The sequence below is a fragment of the Lysinibacillus pakistanensis genome (genome assembly GCF_030123245.1).
Classification (GTDB): Bacteria; Bacillota; Bacilli; order Bacillales_A; family Planococcaceae; genus Lysinibacillus; species Lysinibacillus pakistanensis.
This window is the reverse complement of record NZ_CP126101.1, coordinates 1,341,793-1,365,840: the sequence shown is the minus strand read 5'-3', so window position 1 is coordinate 1,365,840 and position 24,048 is coordinate 1,341,793. Positions and strand designations below refer to the sequence as shown.

Sequence of the window (24,048 nt, the reverse complement as noted above, 5' to 3'; positions counted from 1 at the left end):
TCCCCCATCAGCTATGATTTAAATATTCTTGTAGCCGCTACAGCTCTTTTCCAGCCATCATAAAGAGCTTCTCCCGCTTCTGCATTCATTTTCGGCTGATACGTTTGACCATGCATCCATAATGCAGATAATGCCTCTTGATTTGGCCAAAAATTTGTCGCAAGCCCTGCTAAATAGGCTGCTCCAAGTGCAGTAGATTCATTAAGCTTAGCTAGCTCCACCCTTAACTGCAAAATATCACTTTGGAACTGCATTAAAAATTTATTACTTACTGCTCCACCATCTACTCGTAGCAACTCAATAGGCGTACCCGCATCTTGCTCCATTGCATCAAGCACATCTTTTGTCTGATAAGCAAGTGATTCCAGTGTTGCACGAATAAAGTGCTCCTTGGAGGTTCCTCGTGTTAGGCCAAAAACGGCTCCTCTTGCATCGGTATCCCAGTAAGGGGTCCCTAAACCTACGAATGCAGGTACAACATACACACCATCCGTGTTTTCCACCTTACTCGCATAGGTCTCAGAATCCTCGGCTGAGCGAATCATTCGCAAACCGTCTCGTAGCCACTGTATCGCTGAGCCTGCAACAAATACACTTCCTTCTAATGCATACGTCACTTGACCATCGATTCCCCATGCAATGGTTGTTAATAAACCATTCTCTGATTTAACCGCCTGCTCACCTGTATTTAATAGCATAAAACAGCCTGTGCCATACGTATTTTTAGCCATTCCCTTAGAAAAGCATGTTTGACCAAAAAGCGCTGCCTGCTGATCCCCTGCTATCCCTGCAATCGGGATTTCCTCACCAAAGAAAATACTAGGTGCTGTATGTGTATAAATCTCAGAGGAATTTTTTACACTTGGCAGCATGGACATTGGAATATCTAACAATTTGCAAAGCTCTTCATCCCACTTCAAGTCATGGATATTGTAAAGTAAAGTGCGCGCGGCATTTGAATAATCTGTTATATGTGCCTTTCCTTTTGATAATCGCCAAACAATCCAAGAATCAATCGTACCAAATAATAAATCTCCGTTTTCTGCCATCGTTCGTGCGCCATCAACATGATCTAAAATCCATTTAATTTTTGTTGCAGAAAAATAGGCATCTAAACGTAAACCTGTTTTTTGCTCAAGGAGTTCCTCTAGGCCTTCTTGATCCTTTAAGTCATTCACAATGTCCTGCGTTTGCCTAGACTGCCAGACAATGGCATTGTAAACAGGCTGACCTGTATGTTTATCCCAAACAACAGTTGTTTCACGTTGATTAGTAATCCCAATGGCATGTACTTCACTGGCCTCATGCCCACTTTCCGTTAATACGGCTGCTATCACAGCTAGGATAGAGCCCCAAATTTCATTGGCATTATGCTCTACCCAACCAGCCCTGGGAAAGTATTGTTGGAATTCCTTTTGAGCTACATGGACAATTTTGCCCTTTTTATTAAACAAAATTGCTCTTGTGCTCGTAGTGCCCTGATCTATAGCTAAAATAAATTCACCCATTCATTCTCCCCCTTTAATACAGTTCTACATAACCCGTTTAAACAATTTTTCCACTTCATAAGTCGTAAAATGAATGAGTACTGGACGTCCGTGTGGGCATGTAAATGGATTATCAGCATTTCGTAGATCATTCAATAGCGTTACCATTTGCTCCCTTGTTAAAAAATGATTGGCCTTGATTGATTTTTTACAGCTCATCATAATTGCCGCTGCCTCCCGTAATTTCTTAACGTCTGCCTTTTTCGTGGTGAGTACCTGTTCAATTAAATCTTCAATAATTTCCTGTTCTTCTCCTTTAGGAAACCAGCTAGGATGCTCCCTTACGACAAATGATGACTGTCCAAATTCCTCTAAAAACACCCCTACAGCCTCTAATTCTTGTTTGTTCTCTCTTAATAAGAGTGCCTCGTCAGCGGCATAGTGGAAGGTTAATGGTAGCAGTAAAGCCTGACGTTCATTTGGGTTCACCATACCCACCTTTTCTCGGAAAAATTCATATTTAATACGTTCCTGAGCTGCATGCTGATCAATTAAATAAAAGCCATCCTCCATCTGTGCAACAATATATGTGCCATGAATTTGACCCACTACTTCTAGTGCAGGAAATGGTTCTTTTGTAGACTTTTCCATTGAATATTGCTTTACTTCCTCATCTACCACATTTTGAATTGATTTTTCCTCGATTGGCTGTGTATGTTCAAAGCTATCTTCAACAGGAGTAGGGGATGATTCTTGTAATGATTTTATTGGCTCTAGCATGCTTGATTCCTGAACGGTTTGCACATCATATAGCTTTTCTACAATGGCATTCATTTTCTCCACATCTAGCTTCGGAGCTGGCTTCCAGATATTTAACTGCTCTGCTGTAGACTTCACAACCTTTTCCTTCTTTTCCATTTGTGGCACTCTGATAACATGTCGTATAGTTTCCCGAATGGTTTCCTCAATAAGTTTAAGGAGCTCTGGTTCCTTACTTAAACGGATTTGATGTTTGGCAGGATGAACATTGACGTCTGTTAAGTAGGGGTCACCCTCTATAAAGAGAGCCACTATAGGGAAACGCTCAATTGGTAAATACGTATGGTAAGCATCGACAATCGCTTTTTGCACTAAATAATGCTTGACCCAACGACCATTGACAAAGAGGGACATATAATTTTTCGAAGCACGTGTCACTTCAGGTAAGGATACGAAGCCTGTAACTTTATAATCATGCGATTCTCCCTCAAAAGGCACCATTTTCTTGGCATTATGCACACCGTAAATTGCCGCTAATACTTGCTGCACATCACCTCGTCCATTTGTTTGTAGCAATTGCTGACCATTATGTAGCAATCTGAACGCAATTTGTGGATTGCCAAGCGCAAGACGGTTCATCAAATCGATTGTATGTCCAAGCTCGGTTTGTATCGTTTTCATATATTTTAAACGTGCAGGTGTATTGAAAAATAACTGTGCCACCGTTATATCTGTTCCTTTTCTCAGTGGACCAGGCTTATTTGTCACCACATGCCCACCCTCTAGCTCTAAATACGTACCTGATTCTCCATTAGATGTAATAAGTGTCATTTTAGAAACTGAAGCTATCGAGGCTAATGCTTCACCTCGAAAGCCCAGTGTTCGAATGCGGAATAAATCATGCTCTTGATGGATTTTACTTGTCGCATGCCGAGAGTATGATATCAATGCATCCTCTTCATCCATTCCACTTCCATTATCAATAACCTGAATTGAAGTGAGACCCGCTTCTAGTAAAAAAACATCGATGGACGTACTACCTGCATCTATGGCATTTTCCACAAGCTCTTTCACAACAGAGGCTGGTCTTTCAACTACTTCCCCGGCAGCGATTTTATTGGACAGCCATTCGTCCATAATTTGTATTTTTCCCATTGCGCATCACTCCTTTATTTTTTAGCATTTACTAGCTGCTGCTGTAGCTCATATAAAATATTCATTGCCTGCATGGGTGAAGTGCCTAGAATATTTACTTTTTCTAAATTTTTTAGCACCTCTGCTTCGGCAGATGAAATTGGTTCCTCCTCTGAGAATAGCGTCATTTGAACGGGCTGTTCGTTAATTTCCTGAGGGGTAGTTATTTCCTTCCCGGCCTCAAAGTTTTCAAGCAGCACACGTGCCCTCGATAAAATTTCCTCTGGTAATTGAGCAAGCTGTGCTACATGAATACCATACGATTTATCAGCTGCCCCCTTTTTGACCTTGTGTAAAAAGACAACTGTTCCACTTTTTTCAGTAGCTGAAACATGAACATTTTGTAGACGTGTAAGTTCCTTCTCAAGTGCTGTTAATTCATGATAATGAGTAGAGAACAGCGTATTTGCTCCAATTTTATCATGGATATACTCCATCATGGATTGCGCAAGGCTCATACCATCATAAGTGGAAGTACCTCGCCCAATTTCATCAAACAGCATTAAACTATTTTTCGTAGCATGCATAATGGCATGTTGAGATTCTAGCATCTCTACCATAAACGTTGATTGCCCTGCTGCTAAATCATCCGCTGCCCCAATGCGTGTAAAAATCTGATCTGTAATAGGCAATCTCGCTCTTTCAGCAGGCACATAGCAGCCCATTTGCGCCATAACGACAATCAGTGCAACTTGACGCATATAGGTGCTTTTACCAGACATATTCGGACCTGTAATGAGCATCATATTATTATTTTCCTCAAGCACACAATCATTAGGCACATACATTTGCTTGTTGAGCATTTTCTCTACTACAGGATGACGCCCTTCTATAATTTCTAAGGAGCGACCACCGTGGAATTCAGGCTTTGTAAAGCGATATTTCTCAGAAACACTCGCAAAACTGACTAACACATCTATCTCACTAATGCTTGCTGCCAGTGCTTGTACCCGTGGAATAAATGCCTTTAATTGATCACGAATTTCCACGAACAAGTTATACTCTAATGTTAGACTTTCTTCTTCTGCGTTTAAAATTAATGCTTCTTTTTCCTTTAACTCCTGCGTAATATATCGTTCTGCATTCGCTAAAGTTTGCTTGCGTTCATAGCGTGTTAAATCAGCTAGATGAATATTTGATTTTGTTATTTCGATATAATAACCAAAAATTCGGTTATAGCCGATTTTTAAGTTTTTAATACCTGTTTTCGCTCGCTCCTCTTGCTCTAGCTGCGCAATCCAATCCTTGCCATTTCGTGAAGCAAAACGTAGCTCATCCAAGCGTTCATCATAGCCGTCACGAATGACGTCACCCTCTTTAATTGTAATCGGTGGGTTATCTGTAATCGCATGAGCTAACAATGTCTCTACATCTGCGCATGTATCCAGTGCAGCGCCAAGTTTTTGTAGGGTTTCTTTATTGGCACTTAGCAATTGTTGCTGAATAATCGGTACCTGACGTAACGAATCACGAAGCTGTGCTAAGTCACGTCCCCCTACATTTCCAAAAGCAACACGCCCCGCTAAACGCTCTAAATCATATACTTGCTTTAAGGAAGCCTGTAGCTCTGTTCGAACAAAATATTCTTCTAATAAGACTGACACAATGTCCTGTCTAGCCTCTATGGCTGAACGTGTGGCAAGGGGCTGATGTAACCATTGCTTAAGCTTTCGCCCACCCATGGCTGTTACCGTATCATCTAATAACCATAAGAGTGTACCTTTTTGATCGCCACCTCGTATTGATTGAATAAGCTCTAAATTACGCTTTGAACTAGAATCAATGCGTAAGTAATTTTTCATTTCATTATAGGTAAATGCTTGAATATGTGATAATGAACGCATTTGAGTTTTATCGATATAAGCCAGCAAACGTAAGCATGCAACTTGTAATTCACTTGGTACAGCTTGTAAATAGTTTGTAGCTTTATCCATTGTCATTTCATCAGTTTCAACAGATAGTACGATTCCAGCATTGACTGCATGCTCCGCCAATAAAAGCTGTAAACTTTCCGTCACAATCAGTTCACGCACTCCATATGCCTGCATTTGTAGTAAAAGTGCCCGACCATCTCCCTCGATGGAGGAGACGACTGCTTCACCAGTAGAGAGATCTAAATAGGCATAACCAAACGTCGTATCATCAAGCTGCTCAGCTGCACCAATAAAATGATTGGATTTTCCTTCTAGGGATTTACCCTCCATTATCGTTCCTGGTGTAATAAGCTGCACAACTTCTCGCTTCACTACACCTTTTGCTTGCTTTGGATCTTCTGTTTGCTCACAAATAGCAACCTTGTACCCCTTTTGCACCAGTGTTTCAATATAATTTTTCGCTGAATGATGCGGAACACCGCACATCGGGATACGTTCTTTTGCACCTGCATCTCGGCTTGTTAATGTTATTTCCAACAGTTGTGAGGCATTAATCGCATCCTCAAAAAACATCTCATAAAAATCACCTAATCTAAAAAATAAAAAGGCATCCTTGTAATCTTCTTTTACCTGCAAATATTGTTGCATCATTGGTGTATATGTAGTCATAATAAAATTTCCCTCGCTCTTGCCATATAGATATTTTTATTATAACAAAAGATACATGCGAAACGCTTCATTCATCTTTTATAAGATGTTAGCGTTTCGCATGTATCAATAACTTATCGTTTTGAATATTATCTTGGTCTTTCATCAGGAAACGATGAGGACTCTAAAACATACCTTCCTTCTCCACTCGAGCTAGACGATGAGCTGGAACTGGAGCTAGAGGAAGATGAGGATGAACTCTCATCATTAAAGTTCCATTCTTCTTCAAAATCTAGTGGATGTACACTAATACAAATTGTCGTTTCTCCCATAACCTCTACAACTACTTCACGCTCAACAACGATTTCAAATTTCGTGCCGCATGGAGAGATGATAGCCTCTATGCAATTTGGCTCTTGAATAACACGTACACGAACATCATCACCAGCACTTACATCGCCATCTCTAAAATGAAGCTTCACTTTGTCTTTATAGTGAACCGTTTCAGAAAACACTGCTGTTTTCGAATGATTACTATAGGCATACCATACATTAACATCAAATTTCCCTGATACTTCTACAAATTTACCGACTTTTTTTGCGGAGCAAGTATGGTTAATAACCCAGCATCCAAGAATACTTGTCGGTTTATTTGATGGACTTAATGTTACACGTTCTTCCGTTTTCTTCTTCCCTTTGGCAACTACTGCTCTCGTCACGATATGTCGTAAACGTTTCAGCGCAATTCCTCCTTCGACTCTTTTCACTCCATCATATGCAGGTAGCGCCCATTGGGTGAACATATATTTTTATAGAAATCAATTATGCCTCGGCATAACATTCCTTTTCATAGAATTTTATCTAAATGACTTGAAGATTGGGGATTTACGGGATTGCCATAGAAAGAAAGCATCAATGACGCCCCAGCGTAATTGCGTCCAGATTTTTTTCGAGCTCGCTCGAAAACTCCTCTTCAAAATCCGTGACATCTGCCAGGGGCGTTATCTTGATTCAGCGGGCGTTTGTACGTTCACTGAATAGGAAAAAACCGCATTCAACTCGCCGCCTATAGAGGTGGAAGTAATCTGCTGAATAAAAATAAAAAATAGCCCGAATAAAATCATTCGAGCTATGATATACCGATATTAAGCTTGTGCATTTCTGGATAATTATATTTATGAGCAGCTGCCTGGCTTTGTGTTAGCTACATATGAGCCTGTTTCTCCGCGTAGTACGTCGCCGCCTGTTGAACGTATAATCTCATTTGTCACATTGTTAGCGATTGTGTTTGAAACTAATTGTAGTAAATCGTTAACATCGCCTTGAGATTCCTTAAATTGCTGAACAACTGGAATCGCATTAATTTCTTCTTCAATTTTTGCAATTTTATCTTCAATCAATTTCAGCGCTTTTTCTTTTCCCAAGTGCTGGAAGTTAACAGCTTGCTTTTGTAAGCTCTTTAAGCTTGCAATACGCTCACGTACATGCTGGTTTTCATTTATTTGTGCTTCTGCCTTTTTGAAAAATTCAACTTCTGGCGTATTGGCAATCATATGTGCAATTTCATGAGATTTCTTAATTAAATCATCTTTTGTATATAAAATTTGTGTCATTTATATTTCCACCTTTTCATTTTTTACGACTTCAACAAATTCACCACTTAATGAATACGAGGAAGCCTCAATTATTTTTACATTTACTAATTGTCCAATTAAATGCGCTGGTGCTTTAAAGTTGACAAGACGATTTTTACGCGTATAGCCAGCTAGTACATCCTCGCGTCTTTTACTTGTCCCTTCGACCAATACTTCTACTATCTGACCCTTCAAGCCCTCTAATGATTTACGAGAATATTCCGCTACAACCTCATTTAATCGTTGAAGACGCTGTTTTTTTACTTCCTCAGGTACATTATCCACCATTTTTGCAGCAGGTGTACCCTCACGAGGAGAATAAATGTACGTAAAGGCTGATTCAAAGCCAACTTCACGGTATAAGGAAAGCGTTTCCTCAAACTGCTCCTCTGTTTCATTTGGATAGCCAACAATAATATCTGTTGTCAGCGTCACTTCAGGAATAGCTGCCTTAATCCTTGCCACTAGTTCAAGGAAATGCTCACGTGTATATTTACGCGCCATAATTTTTAAGACGTCATTGGAACCAGATTGAACAGGTAAGTGGATATGCTCCACTAGATTGCCACGCTTAGCAAGTATTTCAATTAAATGATCATCGAAATCACGAGGGTGACTCGTTGTAAAGCGAATCCGCGGAATATCGATTTTTCGTAATTCTTCCATTAAGTCCCCTAATCGATATTCAATATCATCAAAATCCTTGCCGTAAGCGTTGACATTTTGTCCAAGTAGCATAATCTCCTTATAGCCTGCTGCCGCTAGTTCACGAACTTCAGCTATAATTTCTTCTGGACGACGGCTACGTTCCTTTCCACGTGTATATGGTACGATACAATATGTACAAAACTTGTCACAGCCGTACATAATATTTACCCATGCCTTGATGGAGCCAAGACGTTTCTTCGGCAGATTCTCAATTACATCGCCTTCTTTAGACCAAACTTCAATGACCATTTCCTTAGACATATAGGCTTCTTTTAAAATGTTCGGTAAACGGTGAATATTATGTGTACCAAATACCATATCAACATGTGGATAGCTTCTTAAAATTTTATTGACAACGGATTCCTCCTGTGACATACAGCCACAAACACCAATTAGCATTTCTGGATTTTTACGTTTATATTTCAGCAAGAAACCAAGCTCTCCAAATACTTTGTTTTCTGCATTTTCACGGATTGCACACGTATTCAACAACACGACATCGGCTTCCTCTATCTTATCCGTTGGCGTGTAACCAAGCTGCATAAAAATCCCAGCCATTACCTCTGTATCATGCTCATTCATTTGACAGCCATACGTACGAATATAAAAGGTACGATCAACACCCATTCCCGCAAATTCTTGAGCAATTTTAAAGTCCTTATGGTACTTTACCTCTTCTTTTCCTCGTTTTTTTGCATCCTTTAACGAAGGGGCGGTAAAGACCGTTTCAAAATATTTACTATAATCCTTTTCAGGCTTGTCTTTATGTTTTGGTTGATTGATCTGTTGATTAGCTAAGCGTTGTTCCTCATTCATCGTAATCAGGTAACTCCTTTCAAACGAATTCCATGCATTTGAATTCCCATTTTATTATTATACTGAATAATTGCTATATCCTACAAGGTTTGCGTACTAAATGTCGTGGTTTAGACTTAATTACGCTTTCGCTCAATTGAGAGGGCTTTCCATCACTTCGTCGCTTTTATCCGTCATTTAAATGATTCTATCCACCAGTTCGCTATTTCTATCCGTCACTTACCCCTAATAAAAAATCACCGATGATTTCATCAACGGCGACCTTCATTATAATTTTATATATTGTTTATGACGTTGATTAAACCCAACAATTGATTGAACACCATAACTTTTTAGTAAATCTGCGTTGGCAAATGTATGCTTTCCTAAATCGTCCGGGAAATGTGCATCTGAGGAAACAGTAAAAGTAACTCCATGCTTAATTAATGCATCTAAGAAACGAGGACCTGGGCACATTTCTTTCACGGGATAGCGATAATATAAGCCAGCATTTATTTCTGTCGCTGTTTGTGCCGCCACAAGTGCCCTTGCAATTCGCTCATACCAAGAATCAAGAAAAGCCACATCTTTCACTTGATAGTCAAATACTTTAAAATTGTCCAAATGCGCTACAAAATCGAACATTTTGGAATGGATCATTTTCTCAACCGTTGCAAAGAATCGCTCATAGCTTTGCTGTAATGCAGCCTCATCCATATTCTCAAATATATATTGAGTCTGTGGATTATCAAATCCCCAGCCATCCACAAAATGAACGGAGCCAATTACATAGTCCCATGGATACCTATGCAAGAATGATGCTAATTCTTCCTCACCTCCACCAAAGTAATCTGCCTCGATGCCAAGCTTTAAAGCAATCCCATGCTGACACCACTTTTCCTTTGCACGAATAATTGCTGACACAAAATTATCGATACTCTCGGTCATCACATTATCTAGCCAGTAACGCTGCATCTTTCCAATTGTCTCGGTATTGTCTAACTGCATATAACGCTCGAAATAGTCTCGCGTCTCCTTAAAGCGATATAAATGATCTACAATGCCTACCTCACGCAAACCTAGCTTCTTAGCTTGCTGTAAATATAAATCCAGCCATTGCTCACTATAACATCCACTTTGCAGTCGACTAGTCAGCTGTTGCATTGTCTTTTCTATAGATGCCTTGGATCCTTTTCCAACATCCTCATCTTTAAAAAATGCCATTGCTTGAGAAGTACGCTCTAGCCAACGGAATGAGTAAGGCCCCTCCTCTAGATGTACATGATAATCAATCATTAGCTTTTCCCTCCATTGCATTCCGTCCATTTTTCCTCAAAGGCAAGCCACTCTAGCGGACAAGCTATATCACAAAAAATTTCTGTACACTCCTCAATATGGCAAATTTGATAAAAGGATCTACCATTTAATTTAGAGGCATCCGCTAATAAATAATTCATTTTACTATGATCAAGCATTTTTTTAGAAATCAGTGATTCATCCAAATCATAATCGTAAATAACGCCCTCACTAATGCCACCACAGGATAAAAACGCTTTATCAAAATTCATATTCCCTAACAGTTCTAGGGTCATCGCACCTGCAACTGAGGATTGTCTTGGATTTGTGGTACCTCCTAGCAGTATGACTTTCCCTGTCATTCGCCGTTCTTCAATCGCCAAATTAAACTGTACGGCTGCAGCAATGGAATTCGTAACGACTGTAATATCATTAACTGCCATGATGAAATCTGCTATATGCACTGTCGTTGTCCCTGTATCAACAGCAATCGTATCCCCATCACAAATACGCCTTGCTGCTAAGCGTGCGATATTGCGCTTTGCTTCTTTTTGCATTTGCAGCTTGCGCAAAAATGCCGGTTCATTTCTCACATTCGTATACTTAATGGCGCCACCATGGACACGCGTTAATAAATGTTGTTGCTCTAGCTCATCAAAATCTCTACGTATTGTTTCTGGGGCCACCTGTAGCTCTTCCGCAATATTGGCAACAATAATTTTTCCATCTGTCTCTAATTGTTTTAAAATAAATTCGAATCGTTCAATTTTTGCATACGTCATGATAATGCAATCACATCTTCCCTTGCCACATAGCACATATATTTTTCATTTATTTTGATTTGTTGCTCTCGCTCGTGAAGCTGCTCCATCGTAAAGAGGCAGTCACCCTCAAACATTGTACGAATCACATTGCCGCTCATAAATGACTGCTTAGCCACACCAGCCATGGATACATCCCCCTGTCTCCTATCTAGGTGGATGGCCTCTGGACGGATGGCGAACTTTGAGTAACCTTGGGGTAACAACTCACCTACCATTTTCTCTAAAGTTTGCCGTGTAAAAACATTGTAATGACCAATAAAGCTTGCAATAAACTCACTTTCCGGTCTTGTATAAATGGCAGTCGGTGTTCCACTTTGTGCAATCATCCCATTATTCATCACAAAAATTCTGTCAGAAACAGCCATGGCCTCTTCTTGATCGTGTGTGACTAAAATCATGGTAATGCCTAATTTTTGCTGAATATCTCTTAAATCTGCCTGCAGTTTCTTGCGAATTTGAGCATCTAATGCACTTAATGGCTCATCCAATAGTAATACCTTTGGTCGAACAATTAACGCACGCGCTAGAGCTACACGCTGCTGTTGACCGCCTGATAATTCCTTTGGATAAGCCTGTGCCTTTTCTGATAAATGCACAGTCTCTAGCATTTCTTGTACACGTTGTTCAATCTCAGCGGAAGTCATTTTTTGCATTCGCAAGCCGAAAGCAACATTGTCCTTAACTGTCATATTAGGAAACAGTGCATAGGATTGAAACACCATCCCAACTTGACGATCCTTTGGTTGAACATCATGCATATCTTTTCCTTCAATTAGAATTTTCCCTGCAGATGCATCGGTTAAGCCTGCTAAAATTCGTAAAATGGTACTTTTCCCACAGCCGCTAGGACCTAAAAGCGTGATAAACTCGCCCTTTTCGATACTCATCTCAATATTTGATAAAACAGTGGATTGTCCATATTTTTTATGAAGTCCTTCAATTACAATATAACTCATCCATTTGTAGCACCTTTCGATTGTTTCGTTAATTTTGCAATAATGAACGTTAATACTCCCATTAGAACGATATAAATAAAAACAACTGCACTGGCAATATGCCCGCTTGTACTAAGCTTTTTCATTAAATAAATTTGCACGGTTTCAAAGCGAGACCCAACCACTAGATTGATCAATACAAATTCTCCAAAGAGGACGGAAAACGATAATAACGCACCAGCAAATAAGCCAGGATAAACAGTTGGTAATAATATTTTGGTAAATGCCTGAAACTTAGAGGCACCCAATATTTGTGCTGCATCTAATAGCTGGCGTGCATCTACATTTCGTAAACTATTGCGTGTTCCCTGATAAATGTAAGGAAGTATGCCAATCACATAGGCACCTAACACTACTAAAATCATGGAGACACCTAATTTGCTATAAACACGGATTAATCCAACTGCTAAAATAATGCCTGGAAATGAATAGACCATGACAACCGCCACTTGTATCCACTTCTCATATTTTGGAAAATACAAGACAATTACAAAGATAGCTGGAACAATGACGAGCAACGCAACCAAAACTGCCCCACAGGACAATAAAACAGAGCGTCCAAATGCCTGTATAAATTCAGCATCTTGAAATAATGTTGCTAGCCATTTAAAGGTTAGTCCTTCTGGCAAAATCGTCTTATTCCATTTCGTTGCAAAGGCATAAAGCATTGTGGCCACAACTGGCAACACTAAATACAGTGCAAGCAGGAGGAAAAATAAATCTGCAAAGCCTCTTTTTTTCATTACAGCTTCCTCCTAGTTTTTGAAATACTCCATTCACTTAACAACATTGCCGTCACCATCGTTACCGCAAGTAATACAGCAATAGCACTGGCTAGCTCTGGCTGTGCAAAAATATCTCCTTTAATTAGTGAACCAATTCGTATGGCCACCAAATTGTAATTACTGCTTGTCAGCGCATAGGCTGATGCATATGCCCCCATTGCATTAGCAAAAAGCACACTAAATGTTCCTACAATCCCAGGAAGCATAACCGGAATGCCAATCTTTTTCCAAAATTGCCAGGTAGAAGCTCCAAGCAATGCGGCTGCTTCCTTCCATTGTTGTTGGATTCCATCATAGATTGGGTAAAGTAGCATTAATGCTAACGGTAGCTGAAAATAGATATAAATCAGTAGCAGGCCACCCCAGCTATAAAGTGAAAAGGAGGAGAGTGTGTCGATACCCCATTTGTCGAATAGCAATGTAAACAACCCACTATTACCAAGTAAAACAATAAAGGCAAACGCTAGTGGAATACCTGAAAAATTAGATGTTAAGTTTGTCAGTATTAAAATCTTCTCCCTCATTGACGGAGAAAACCTCATCATTGCATAGACAGCAAACAATGTAACGATTAATGCAATCACTGCTGAAATAACAGACAGGGTAATACTATTTTTAAAGCCTTGTAAAATATAACCATTCGTCAGGACAGATTGATATTGTGCAAGTGTAAATCCATCACTATTTTGAAAGCTTGTGATAAGCATATACAGCAACGGCACTAAAAAAAATAGCAATACTAGTACAACAAAGGGAGATAGCCAGGCAATCGATTGCCGCTTCGATATCAATACAATCACTTCTTTCTATAATTAATCGCGGCTGTTTCCTGTAGTAATATTCGCGCCTCTAACCTTGACCCTGTACAAGGCGCGAATATTTCATACATACTAAACTTTTTTTAAGGACTGTACGCCCTCTAATAACAGTGAAACCATTTCATCGGAAGGTTCTATTCCTAATAAATAACAGCAAAGTGGTGCTATTTGAAGCTGAGAGACAATCTCATCCTTTATACCTGCCTTCACTCGCTTAGACATAACAAACATCGGTACATGACGATCCTCTACTGTTGTGCCTCCATGATTCCCATCACTCGTCATACCATGATCTGCAGTGACAATCACCTCATAGCCCTGTGCAAGACATTTTGGAATAAATAATGATAATAATGCATCAACTGATAACACACGATTTCGATATTGTGCAGAATCTGCTGTAAATTTATGACCGTCATCATCTACATTCATTGGATGAATATAGAGAAAATCAGGTTGCTTTTGATCCATTAGCCAAGCAGCATCTGCAAATAAATGACTGTCAGGATAATGATCCTCGAAGTAGAACAAGCCGTTTTCGATAGGTAGTTGTGTATCTAATTGTAGCCTGTCCTCCATATGCATAAATGGTGCTCGATTATAAAGCTCACTAACCCAATAATAGGCTGCGGCTGCTGTAGTCAAACCATTTTCTTTCGCCAAATGAAATAGGCTGTTTTGAGTGGATAGACGTACTGTCATATTGCTTGTGACACCATGCACAATAGGTGGTGTTCCTGTTAAAATCGTCTCATATAAAGGTCTTGATAATGATGGAACCTCAGAGCAAACCTTATAGCGTGCGGCAATTTTACGTTCCACTAAATGTTGCATAAATCCCATATGGGTACAGGCTGTATCAAAACGAAGTGCATCTACGACTATTAAGACAACTTTATTATTTTGCATGAATTAATACCTGCTCCTGATAGAGTTGTGGAATCTGCTTTGTTGTTTCTTCCCATTTCTTTTGATCTTTCACTGGCTGTGCGTTTTTGTACATATTCGAAGGTAGTAGTAGCTGCTTCACATCGTCTGATAATTGAACCTTGTCACGAATCGGACGAGCGTATCCTTTCGCCAAATTTTCTTGCCCTGCATCAGATAAAATATATTCACGCGCTAGCATTGCAGCATGAGGATTTTTAGCGTATTTGTTTATAATCGTTGCATAGCCTGATGTGACAGAACCTTCAGAGGGAATAACTACATCAAAGCGTTGCTCATCAATTTGGTGTCGATAGCCTAGCGCATTAAAATCCCAAAGGATGGCTACATCAATTTCACCTTTTTCTAAATTCGCCACAGAAGGATCACCCTGCAAACGCCCCTGCTTTGCTAGGTCTGCAAAAAAGTCTATCCCTGGCTGAATATTCGATTCATCTCCACCAAATGCCATCGCAGCTGCTAAAATGGCGAACTGTGCTTGATTCGCAGTTAGTGCATCGCCAATGCTAACATTATAATCACCGTTTTTAAGGTCATCCCAAGAAGTAGGAGCGTTTTTTACATTGTTTTTATCTGTTAAAAATGAAATAGTTCCCGTATAACCCACAATCCAGTGTCCTTCATCATCCTTTGCCCAGTCTGGTATTTCATCCCAATAAGACGTTTTGAATGGTAATGTTAAGCCCTTATCCTTGGCAATTGGACCAAAGGCAATTCCTACATCACCGATATCGGCAGTTGCATCCTCCTTTTCCGCTTCAAACTTCGCCAGCTCCTCAGCACTCGACATATCTGTATCCTTATGCTTTAAGCTATATTCCGTACCAAGCTCTTCCCAAGTCTCCACCCAGTTTGCCCATGTATCTGGCATACCGACTGAATTAACGTTTCCTTCTTCCTTTGCTTTTTTCGTAATTTCTTCAAGTGTTAAATCACTATTAACTTCATTAGAACCAGAAGAACTATCAGAACAAGCTGCCAACATTGAAATTGCTAATGCACCAATAAGACCTTTCTTCCACAACTTTCGCATTGCCATGAGTTGGACCCTCCATTTGTTTTTGTTTATTTTTATTTGCTTACAACGATAATGTTATAAAACAAACATTAAGCAAGTATGGAGGGCTTTAAAATATTCGGTAAAAATTATTGAGGAATTATAAAATATATGAATTTTTATTTTGAGAATGGTAGAATTGTAAAGTTAAAATGGTTTGGGGTTGACTATTGGGGAAACCAAGTGGCGTATGCGCACGTTTTGATAGCATTTGAAGACGTGCACACACTCTAGTTATTCGGATAAACCAAGAAAATCTGCATATGTATGCGGCTCGTTTTCCTTGAGGATTGTTAAAAATGTAAAGGCAAGCTGGACAACTGACCACCATCTCATATTATAGGACACCTCAAAGTGAGCTGGCTCGAAAGTAAACACATCCTGAAAAATATCAAGAGGATCAATTTGCTCATCCTTTAAAATGGATAGAAAACCTAGAAATAGCGAATGATCTTTCACTTCGATTATTTTTTCATCAACAAGTGCGTCAATGTTCCTGGGATGCTCAAAGTTACACTGCGTTGCAACATAGTGCTCTAATTCTTGAACACGCTGCCTTTCTTCACGTTCTTTTTTCTTTGCAATAAAATCAATGACGTTACTCACGTGCATCGCCTCTTCTTTTTTCTTTTATTGTAGCATTTTTTATAGGAAGTTTTCCTGTACGGGAAGCGCTTATTTATGTATTTTCCCGCAATATACTACACAATAATTTATATAACTGAATACTCGTGAATGGGATAAAAAAAGAGACGCCTTAAAATTCAGACGTCCCTTGCTGCATTGCTCGGTATAAAAAGGCTGCTAATTGTGCTCTTGTAACAGGAGCCTCAGGACGGAAATAGCCATTATCCCCCAAGGCAATTCCTCTTCGTTCTAGTGCTGCAATATAGCCTGCACTCCAATGTGAACTGGATACATCCTTGAACGAGCTACTACCTTCAGGTGTTAGACGCAATGTACCCACTAAAACTTTTGCTAACTGTGCTCTTGTAAGATAGGCTGCTGGCGCGAATATACCATTTGTGCCGTCGATAATCCCTGCTCTCTGCATGGTCATAATCTCATCATAATATATATGATTTGGTGCTACATCAGAAAAGACAGTTGCAGGACGAATTGTTTCGAACTCAAAGGCGCGTGAAAAGAGTGCCATCACATGCTGACGACTAATCGGCTCATCTGGACGGAAAGTATCATCTTTATAGCCTTTAATAATGCCCAGCGTTGCTAATGCCGCAATCATTTCTCTGGCCCAATGGTTTTCAATATCCTGGAAAGTTACCACAGATGGCTGGTGGGGCTCTATTGGTTCTATTGGTTCTATTGGTTTTTCCAATTCTTCTTCTGGCAATACTGTCCATTTCGCATACAGCTTGAGATTTTCCCTCACAAGCGTATCTTCAGCCCACAGTGTGGTTAACGTTACATCCCGATACCAACCATCAAAACAGAAACCCTCTCTTGTTGGGATAGGCAAATCTTTTGCTTTTGTATTGTATGCAAGCTCGATTGGCGCTAGTGTTGTGCCACCATTTGTATGAAACGTAATTTTCACAGGTGCTGGTGGGGAAAAATCATTGTCGTTTGATGTTGATGGATATGTAGTGCTTCCACCAGTTGTTGGTGGGTTTACTGTCCACTGTGCATATAATGTGATATTTGTTTTACCCATTGGGAAGATTGCGCTTTCCATGTAGGGGGTGCCTTTTCCATCTGCCTGTGTATTCCAGCCCTTAAACGTATAGCCTTCCCTCACAAGCTTTCCACTATTGCTTTGGACCGTTACCATTTCGTTTTCTTCATACTCGCTATTATCTTGTGGCACTTGACCACCTGTTGCGCCGTTCGCATTATATGTGACGGTATAGGTTTGGTTTTTTGTCCACTCTGCATACAGCGTGACATTTGCTTTGCCTATTGGGAACGTTGCGTTTTCAGTGTAGGGGGTGCCTTTTCCATCTGCTTGTGTATTCCAGCCATTGAATGTATAGCCTTCCCTCATAAGCTTGCCACTATTGCTTTGTATCATTACCATTTCATTTTCTTCATACTCGTTGTGATCTTGTGGCACTTGACCACCTGTTGCACCGTTCGCATCATATGTGACGGTATAGGTTGGTTTTTTAGTCCACTCTGCATACAGTGTGACATTCCCTTTACCCATTGGGAATGTTGTATTTTCTGCATAGAATGTGCCTTTTCCATCTGCTTGTGTGTTCCAGCCCTTGAACGTATAACCCGCCCTCACAAGCTTGCCGCTATTGCTTTGGACTGTTACCATTTCGTTTTCTTCATACTCGTTGTGATCCTGTGGCACTTGACCACCTGTTGCACCGTTCTTATCATATTGAACTTGGTAGGTTGGATTCACCATCCACTCTGCATACAATGTGACATCCGCTTTGCCCATTGGGAATGTTGTATTTTCTGCATAAAGTGTGCCTTTTCCATCCGCTTGTGTATTCCAACCTTTAAACGTATAGCCTGCTCTCTCAAGATTGCCACTATTGCTTTGTACAATTACTGAATGTCCTTGATCATATGTTTCCTTATCAATTGGTACGTCCCCATTTATCGCTCGATTTTCCTGATATGTCACCGTATAAGGAAATGCCTCATATGCACCTAAATCAATTTTCACTCCTTGAATACGAGGATTGCCAGAAAGGTCGGTTAATATCGTAATATCACTATTGTTCCCTTTGTTAATAGCTGGTGAGTTTGCTCTTAGTCGATAATCAGACTGACTTGGATTGATAAATAAATCTTCAGGTTGATAAGTGTCCGTTTCTACATCTGATTTTGACTTGTGAAATTTAGCTAGTACAGTCCCATTTTCCTCTACATCCAATAAGCTATTGGCAATCGTGCCCGTATAGTTAGAAAGAGCAGGTTTATTATGGTTACCAACGATAATACTATTTTGAATTTTACTTTGAGAATTCCCACCAACGATTGCACCTTTCTCTCCCTTCAACTGATTCCCGCTGATTGTTACATTCAATAGTGTCAAGCTACTATTAATATTGTACAAGACTCCTCCATAATTTGCTGTATTGTCACTAAACTCTACATTCGTTAGTGTCGGGTTACTATCATAATTGAATATGCCTCCACCATCAGCAGTTACCTCATTCCTATTGAATGTTACATTCGTTATGGATGGGCTACTACTCCAGTTGTACATGCCACCTCCAGCGTTTGCTTTATTTCCACTGAATGTTACACTCGTTAAGTTTGGGTTACTAGCGGTATTACTGAACATGCCACCTCCAACGTTTGCCTTATTTCCATTGAATGTTACGTTTGTTAAGGATGGGTTACTTTTCTGATAATTGTACATTCCCCCTCCTTCGGTGGCCTCGTTTCCATTAAACACCACGTTTGTTATGGTTGGACTACTATAGTTATTATTGTGCATCCCACCACCAAAGTCTGCCTCATTTTCACTAAACCCCACATTCGTTATGGTTGGACTACTATCGTTGTCATTGTACATGCCACCACCAATGCTTGCCTTATTCTCATTGAATGTTACATTCGTTATGGTTGGACTACTCCTCCAGTTGTACATACCGCCTCCATACATATGCTCCAAGCTTCCATTGGCATCCCCTCCTGTAATCGTCACTCCATCAAGTACAGCTGAACTATCTAAATACAAGCCATTTGGGTGATAAAATACATGGTAAATATCCCCTAGACCATTTAATATTGTTGGGTTTACTTGAACATTACGCTCAGCCAATTTGGTTTCTGTTCCCTGAAAGCCTCCATAAATTGCTACTCCATTTTTCATTTGGAAGGTTGCCGTACGTGGATCATTTGCAGAAATCTTCTTTGTGGGTGTATAGGTTCCAGTGGCAATCCAAATTTCATCCCCTGTTTGAGCTGCATTGAGTGCTGATTGTAAATCTTTGAAGGCATTACTCCAGCTACTACCATCATTACCTCCAGTTGATGCTGCATTTACATAAATCGGATGATTTCCAGCTAATACAGTGAACCGTGGTATGATACGAACATGATGCTTGTTGATGGCTTGCTGTCCCTTGATTCTAAACCAAAGATAATAGTCACCCTCCTCAGTTAGCACAAGGGGTGCCATGCTATCCAATTCCTCCCACGAATCACCTTTGTCCTTGGATAGCTCTAGCTGTATACTGGCACTATCGGCTGTGGACGTTGTGACTTGAATCGTAACAGGACTTGTAGCGATGTCACCCTCTTTATAGGGCTGCCCATCCGATGTCATGATGGTGTTGAGTATTGGCTGTGGACTGCCATTTGACTCTGCTAGCACAGATACACTGCCAAATATAGTCTGTGTGAATAACAAATAGATGGCGAAAAAGGATACTGCCGACTTCCATATTTTGCTCATAGCATTCCTCCTTTTAAAATTCTATACTAAATCACTGTTATATCATTGGTGTACAGGCATTTGAAAACAACTTTGCTGAAGTGAATAGTTGTCAGCTATTTAAACTAAAGCATTTAATGGAAAGCTGTTTTATTATAAAAACTTTTATAGCCCCTCACCATTGAGGAATGTTAATTGTTTTCTTTATATCTAATTAAACGCCAATCTGTACATATGGCCTAATGAACTGTATAACACTACGCTGTCCAAAATAAAGAGAAAAAAGAATGAATTTAGCTCTACGCTAAATTCATTCTTTCATGTTGTTGAAATACTGTTATGTCAATGAAATCAAGGTGACAAAATAAAAAGCATAGCCTTTTTTAAAACAAGGGGTTGATCTCTGTTCCGACTGAATGCTTTGCCGCTGACGCTTCGCTTTCGCGCTGAGCAGAGCTTCCTGGGGGCTTCCGATGAACCGCTTCACTCGCGTTGTGAAGCTCCAGGCCTCATCTGTGACGTTGAATCCCCAAGAAGTCACTCAGTCTACACTCCAATAAACCACTGCTCATAGTATTTTCTTCTGGCATTTCACATAAAAGTATAGTGATAAATTTTGAAGTCTTAACCATCACTATTTTGCGCAAAATAGTGATGGTTACATTTTAATAAGTGACTTTTGTAAAGTTACAAAGTAGTTTTATGCATAAAATGTAGGTTGACAGCTATAGAATTGTACCACTATTCTATCCATTTAATGATGGTGAGTAACATGCTTTTACATTACTTTTGAGGAAAGAAAATATTTAAAGTTCTACACTATTGCTGATTGGAGTGCAAGGCTACTCGACTCCCGTGGGATAGCGAGACAGACGAGACCCTGCACGGAGCGTCAGCGCAGGAAGCGGCTCGTCGCTCGCCCACTGGAAAGCGAGTAGCCTGGAACGGAAATCACCTTCTTTTTGACTAAATATTCACAAAGAGTCCCTTGACCATTTAGTTTTTCAACACTATGAAAGAATGAATTTAGCTCTACGCTAAATTCATTCTTTTTAAGGTTAGATTGGAATCGTAATGGTTACCTTACCTCCACCAGACATTGAATCATTTTCGAGTGTCAACGTTCCACCATGTTTAGTAATGATAGATTGGGCAATATAAAGCCCCATACCATGATGATTTGCTGAGTTTCTACTTGGATCTCCTCGATAAAACTGCTTTGTGGCTTCCTTTAAATCTTTTGCTGAAAAACCAGCACCACTATCGACTACAGTAAAATGAACGAAATTCATCTCTCCTTGAACAAATAATATGACTTTACTTTTAATTGGCGAATGCTCTACTGCATTGACAATCAGATTCAACATTGCTCGATAAAAAAGCTCTTTATCCATAAAGATTGAAGCTGGAAGATTGTTCTTTTCAACAATCACTTCAAGGCATTTTTCTAAAGACAGAGCCTTCATTTGATGTTCTAGCTGTAGAATAAATGCATCCATTTCTACATTCACTTTTTCACTAACAACTTTTTGCTCCATTTTCGATAAATCTATTAGCTGTTTTGTAAACTTTTCAATTTCTATCGTATTTTTTAAAATATAGTCATTATATTCTTTTTGTGTCTCATCTTGGACAGTGTCCTGTAAAAGCTCTGCATTTCCTCGAATAATGGTAAGAGGTGTTTTCAAATCATGAGCAAGAGCTGATATTTGTTCTCTTCGTGCTCGCTCTAAATCCCATTGCTGCTTTAATGAGTTGTTTAACGCTCTTTTCATCTGCTCTAGTGAGATGGATATATCATCAATTTCACGAATTCCTGTTGAGTTAATACTAAAATCTAAATTTTGATTTTGTATTTTTTCAATAGCTTCCTGCAAGCTAAACATTTTTTTCTTTAGCTTTCTTCCAAAATGGATTGCAAGGACAGTTGCTATAGTTATAACCCCTATAATAAACAATAGAATATCTAATAGTTGTGGATTGGGTAAATACTTCCTCATAATAGCCGAACGATACTGTGGCACTAAATCATACCGTAATATACAAATCTCATTTTCCCGCTCTATAAACGAATAAAAATGAGTGATACTTTGAGAATGCTTTTTTGTCATTGCATCCCAAGCTTTAAAAGCTTCCTTATTTGAAAGATTTCCTGCAAGAAATTTACCTTCTTTAGAAAAGACTGCGTAATCAACAAGATCCGGGATCATATCAGCTGTAACTGAACTACTAGATGCAATACGATCCCTTGATAACGAAATTTGAGTTTCTGCATAATTTGCTGGTAATACGATATTGGTAGAAAGTGCAAACAACGTTAAACCGAGCAGTAGTACTACTAACAGAATGACACCTAAACTTAGGAAAAAGAGATATCGAAGAAAAAAAGTATGTAAACGTATTCCTTTATTAGGCCTCATTGTCTCCACTTATATCCAATCCCCCAAACAGTGTCAATGGCGTCCACATCAAAGGCATGAAGCTTCGAACGAATATTTTTAATATGCTCAGTGATTGCTGTACTGTCACTTTTCCCATCAAACCCAAAAATAGTTTCATAAATCTTTTCTTTAGAAAACACCTGTCCCCGATTTCGAGCTAGAAATTCGCATATTTCATATTCGCTTTTTGTCAGCATTACCTTAACTTCATTTACAAACAGCTCTTTGCCAGATAGATTGAAGTGAACGTTATCTACAAAAAGAATGCTACGTCTTTCTCTTTTTTCACGTCTCAAATGCGCATTCACTCTTGCACGCAGCTCCCCAATTCCAAACGGCTTGATAATATAATCATCTGCACCAAGACCTAGACCATACATTAGATCCTCCTCCAACGATTTAGCCGTTAAAAAAAGGATAGGACAATCTACAGCATGACGTATTTGGCCACATAAAGTAAATCCATCCATTTCGGGCATCATCACATCCAATAAAATTAAATCGAAAGCACCAAGATTCATTTTACTTACTTCTGTCGCATCAGAGACTGCCGTTACTAAATGTTCGTCTTTTAGTAATGCATTTTTTATCAATACTAAAATATCTTTTTCATCATCCACTGCTAATATTTTTGCCATACTTCTATCCTCATCATTTTCCCTAGCTTTCTGTTTTTCTTCCTTCCCATCTCCAGAACCATAAACAAGATAGGACTAACGCTAGCAATGTTCCGCAAACTGAAGCAATAATACCTTCCTGGAGTCCTATTTCTACCGTCGATAGATCAAGCCCGGACTCCTTCATTGCCCACAATGAAACAAAGTGACCACCCCAACCATAAGGTATAAATGACCAAATACCATCACCTAGTCCAGTGAGGAGTAAGGCTACTAATAGCGATCCCACAATACCTAATCCGATTGAGGCACCTTTACCAAATTGAAGACTAACAAAAAAATGTAAAATATATAAAAATGCAAAGCTAACAAATAGAATACATCCAGCTATGAAATAAAATTGATAACCAAAAGTATCTTCATGCAAAAGTTCAATAAAACCAACACTAAAAATACCGAAGGACAGTAATATTGCTCCAAAACTAAATAACAATAACAGTAGCAACTTGCTTAAATAGGCAATTATTTTTGTTTTAGTAGCTGTTAGCATCTCCTGAAAATGTCCTGCCTTTGCTTCTTGCTCCGCAGCCATTGCACAAACTAATCCAATAATAATTGGAAACCCACATGAAAGAGCCTGAAAATAACCGGATATTTTCCAATCAAAATTCCATGGTGAATAAGAATAGTATGCTAAAAACAACCCGGAAATAATAATCGGTACAAGGAAATGAGTTAGTAAAAATGGCGTTCTTTTTACTTTAACAAACTCAGCTCTCAGTAATCTTAACATTACCATATA

18 protein-coding genes are annotated in these 24,048 nt (G+C 39.4%); all 18 read right to left on the bottom strand.

The genetic code is table 11. The annotated features are described in order from the left end of the window. Positions 1 to 11: 11 nt before the first annotated feature. Positions 12 to 1,508 (bottom strand): glycerol kinase GlpK, encoded by a 1,497-nt coding sequence (gene glpK / locus QNH24_RS06365; RefSeq protein WP_283871251.1) that lies wholly within the window; start codon positions 1,506 to 1,508, stop codon positions 12 to 14. Positions 1,509 to 1,532: 24 nt separating this feature from the next. Next, complete coding sequence (gene mutL, locus QNH24_RS06360) at positions 1,533 to 3,401, bottom strand: DNA mismatch repair endonuclease MutL (protein ID WP_283871250.1); 1,869 nt, start codon at positions 3,399 to 3,401, stop codon at positions 1,533 to 1,535. A 14-nt stretch (positions 3,402 to 3,415) separates the two neighbouring features. Continuing rightward, complete coding sequence (gene mutS, locus QNH24_RS06355; protein WP_283871249.1) at positions 3,416 to 5,983, bottom strand: DNA mismatch repair protein MutS; 2,568 nt, start codon at positions 5,981 to 5,983, stop codon at positions 3,416 to 3,418. 128 nt (positions 5,984 to 6,111) lie between these two features. Beyond that, positions 6,112 to 6,765 carry an outer spore coat protein CotE gene (gene cotE, locus QNH24_RS06350; protein ID WP_283871248.1) on the bottom strand — a complete coding sequence of 218 codons (654 nt, stop codon included), beginning with the start codon at positions 6,763 to 6,765 and terminating at the stop codon, positions 6,112 to 6,114. 372 nt (positions 6,766 to 7,137) lie between these two features. Next, positions 7,138 to 7,575, bottom strand: coding sequence for a YlbF/YmcA family competence regulator (locus QNH24_RS06345; protein ID WP_054770659.1), 438 nt, complete (start codon positions 7,573 to 7,575; stop codon positions 7,138 to 7,140). After that, positions 7,576 to 9,120 (bottom strand): tRNA (N6-isopentenyl adenosine(37)-C2)-methylthiotransferase MiaB, encoded by a 1,545-nt coding sequence (miaB, locus tag QNH24_RS06340; RefSeq protein WP_283871247.1) that lies wholly within the window; start codon positions 9,118 to 9,120, stop codon positions 7,576 to 7,578. It abuts the gene before it with no gap. Positions 9,121 to 9,387: 267 nt separating this feature from the next. Continuing rightward, positions 9,388 to 10,395 carry a histidinol phosphate phosphatase domain-containing protein gene (locus QNH24_RS06335; RefSeq protein ID WP_283871245.1) on the bottom strand — a complete coding sequence of 336 codons (1,008 nt, stop codon included), beginning with the start codon at positions 10,393 to 10,395 and terminating at the stop codon, positions 9,388 to 9,390. Continuing rightward, entirely contained in the window at positions 10,395 to 11,177 is a 783-nt protein-coding gene (locus tag QNH24_RS06330; protein WP_283871243.1) for a DeoR/GlpR family DNA-binding transcription regulator, read from the bottom strand. Before QNH24_RS06330 ends, QNH24_RS06335 begins: the two co-directional genes overlap by 1 nt. After that, entirely contained in the window at positions 11,174 to 12,175 is a 1,002-nt protein-coding gene (locus tag QNH24_RS06325; RefSeq protein WP_283871241.1) for an ABC transporter ATP-binding protein, read from the bottom strand. The genes QNH24_RS06330 and QNH24_RS06325 overlap by 4 nt, the downstream gene beginning before the upstream one ends. Then, complete coding sequence (locus QNH24_RS06320) at positions 12,172 to 12,957, bottom strand: ABC transporter permease (RefSeq protein ID WP_283871240.1); 786 nt, start codon at positions 12,955 to 12,957, stop codon at positions 12,172 to 12,174. The genes QNH24_RS06325 and QNH24_RS06320 overlap by 4 nt, the downstream gene beginning before the upstream one ends. Next, positions 12,957 to 13,787 (bottom strand): ABC transporter permease, encoded by an 831-nt coding sequence (locus QNH24_RS06315; protein WP_430675484.1) that lies wholly within the window; start codon positions 13,785 to 13,787, stop codon positions 12,957 to 12,959. Before QNH24_RS06315 ends, QNH24_RS06320 begins: the two co-directional genes overlap by 1 nt. A gap of 102 nt (positions 13,788 to 13,889) precedes the next feature. Next, positions 13,890 to 14,726, bottom strand: a complete 837-nt coding sequence (locus QNH24_RS06310; RefSeq protein ID WP_283871238.1) for an alkaline phosphatase family protein — start codon at positions 14,724 to 14,726, stop codon at positions 13,890 to 13,892. Next, the gene (locus QNH24_RS06305) at positions 14,716 to 15,804 is read right to left on the bottom strand and encodes an ABC transporter substrate-binding protein (protein ID WP_283871237.1); all 1,089 of its coding nucleotides are present in this window, start codon (positions 15,802 to 15,804) and stop codon (positions 14,716 to 14,718) included. Before QNH24_RS06305 ends, QNH24_RS06310 begins: the two co-directional genes overlap by 11 nt. Positions 15,805 to 16,056: 252 nt before the next feature. Next, positions 16,057 to 16,434: a 2-oxoglutarate ferredoxin oxidoreductase subunit beta gene (locus tag QNH24_RS06300; protein WP_283871236.1), complete on the bottom strand. Its 378-nt coding sequence runs from the start codon at positions 16,432 to 16,434 to the stop codon at positions 16,057 to 16,059. Between the two features lie 145 nt (positions 16,435 to 16,579). Continuing rightward, the gene (locus tag QNH24_RS06295; RefSeq protein WP_283871235.1) at positions 16,580 to 20,209 is read right to left on the bottom strand and encodes an InlB B-repeat-containing protein; all 3,630 of its coding nucleotides are present in this window, start codon (positions 20,207 to 20,209) and stop codon (positions 16,580 to 16,582) included. 1,037 nt (positions 20,210 to 21,246) lie between these two features. Beyond that, positions 21,247 to 22,608, bottom strand: coding sequence for a sensor histidine kinase (locus QNH24_RS06290; RefSeq protein WP_283872759.1), 1,362 nt, complete (start codon positions 22,606 to 22,608; stop codon positions 21,247 to 21,249). After that, positions 22,605 to 23,267 (bottom strand): response regulator transcription factor, encoded by a 663-nt coding sequence (locus tag QNH24_RS06285; RefSeq protein ID WP_283871234.1) that lies wholly within the window; start codon positions 23,265 to 23,267, stop codon positions 22,605 to 22,607. The genes QNH24_RS06290 and QNH24_RS06285 overlap by 4 nt, the downstream gene beginning before the upstream one ends. A gap of 22 nt (positions 23,268 to 23,289) precedes the next feature. Continuing rightward, on the bottom strand, positions 23,290 to 24,045 hold the full coding sequence (locus tag QNH24_RS06280; protein ID WP_283871233.1) for a lantibiotic immunity ABC transporter MutG family permease subunit: 756 nt from the start codon (positions 24,043 to 24,045) through the stop codon (positions 23,290 to 23,292). Between the last annotated feature and the right edge of the window lie 3 nt (positions 24,046 to 24,048).

Bases quoted from the DNA above. Each gene is read 5' to 3' on its own strand.
- glpK (WP_283871251.1), bottom strand. From the start codon at position 1,508: ATGGGTGAATTTATTTTAGCTATAGATCAGGGCACTACGAGCACAAGA.
- mutL (WP_283871250.1), bottom strand. From the start codon at position 3,401: ATGGGAAAAATACAAATTATGGACGAATGGCTGTCCAATAAAATCGCT.
- mutS (WP_283871249.1), bottom strand. From the start codon at position 5,983: ATGACTACATATACACCAATGATGCAACAATATTTGCAGGTAAAAGAA.
- cotE (WP_283871248.1), bottom strand. From the start codon at position 6,765: ATGTTCACCCAATGGGCGCTACCTGCATATGATGGAGTGAAAAGAGTC.
- QNH24_RS06345 (WP_054770659.1), bottom strand. From the start codon at position 7,575: ATGACACAAATTTTATATACAAAAGATGATTTAATTAAGAAATCTCAT.
- miaB (WP_283871247.1), bottom strand. From the start codon at position 9,120: ATGAATGAGGAACAACGCTTAGCTAATCAACAGATCAATCAACCAAAA.
- QNH24_RS06335 (WP_283871245.1), bottom strand. From the start codon at position 10,395: ATGATTGATTATCATGTACATCTAGAGGAGGGGCCTTACTCATTCCGT.
- QNH24_RS06330 (WP_283871243.1), bottom strand. From the start codon at position 11,177: ATGACGTATGCAAAAATTGAACGATTCGAATTTATTTTAAAACAATTA.
- QNH24_RS06325 (WP_283871241.1), bottom strand. From the start codon at position 12,175: ATGAGTTATATTGTAATTGAAGGACTTCATAAAAAATATGGACAATCC.
- QNH24_RS06320 (WP_283871240.1), bottom strand. From the start codon at position 12,957: ATGAAAAAAAGAGGCTTTGCAGATTTATTTTTCCTCCTGCTTGCACTG.
- QNH24_RS06310 (WP_283871238.1), bottom strand. From the start codon at position 14,726: ATGCAAAATAATAAAGTTGTCTTAATAGTCGTAGATGCACTTCGTTTT.
- QNH24_RS06305 (WP_283871237.1), bottom strand. From the start codon at position 15,804: ATGGCAATGCGAAAGTTGTGGAAGAAAGGTCTTATTGGTGCATTAGCA.
- QNH24_RS06300 (WP_283871236.1), bottom strand. From the start codon at position 16,434: ATGCACGTGAGTAACGTCATTGATTTTATTGCAAAGAAAAAAGAACGT.
- QNH24_RS06295 (WP_283871235.1), bottom strand. From the start codon at position 20,209: ATGAGCAAAATATGGAAGTCGGCAGTATCCTTTTTCGCCATCTATTTG.
- QNH24_RS06290 (WP_283872759.1), bottom strand. From the start codon at position 22,608: ATGAGGCCTAATAAAGGAATACGTTTACATACTTTTTTTCTTCGATAT.
- QNH24_RS06285 (WP_283871234.1), bottom strand. From the start codon at position 23,267: ATGGCAAAAATATTAGCAGTGGATGATGAAAAAGATATTTTAGTATTG.
- QNH24_RS06280 (WP_283871233.1), bottom strand. From the start codon at position 24,045: ATGGTAATGTTAAGATTACTGAGAGCTGAGTTTGTTAAAGTAAAAAGA.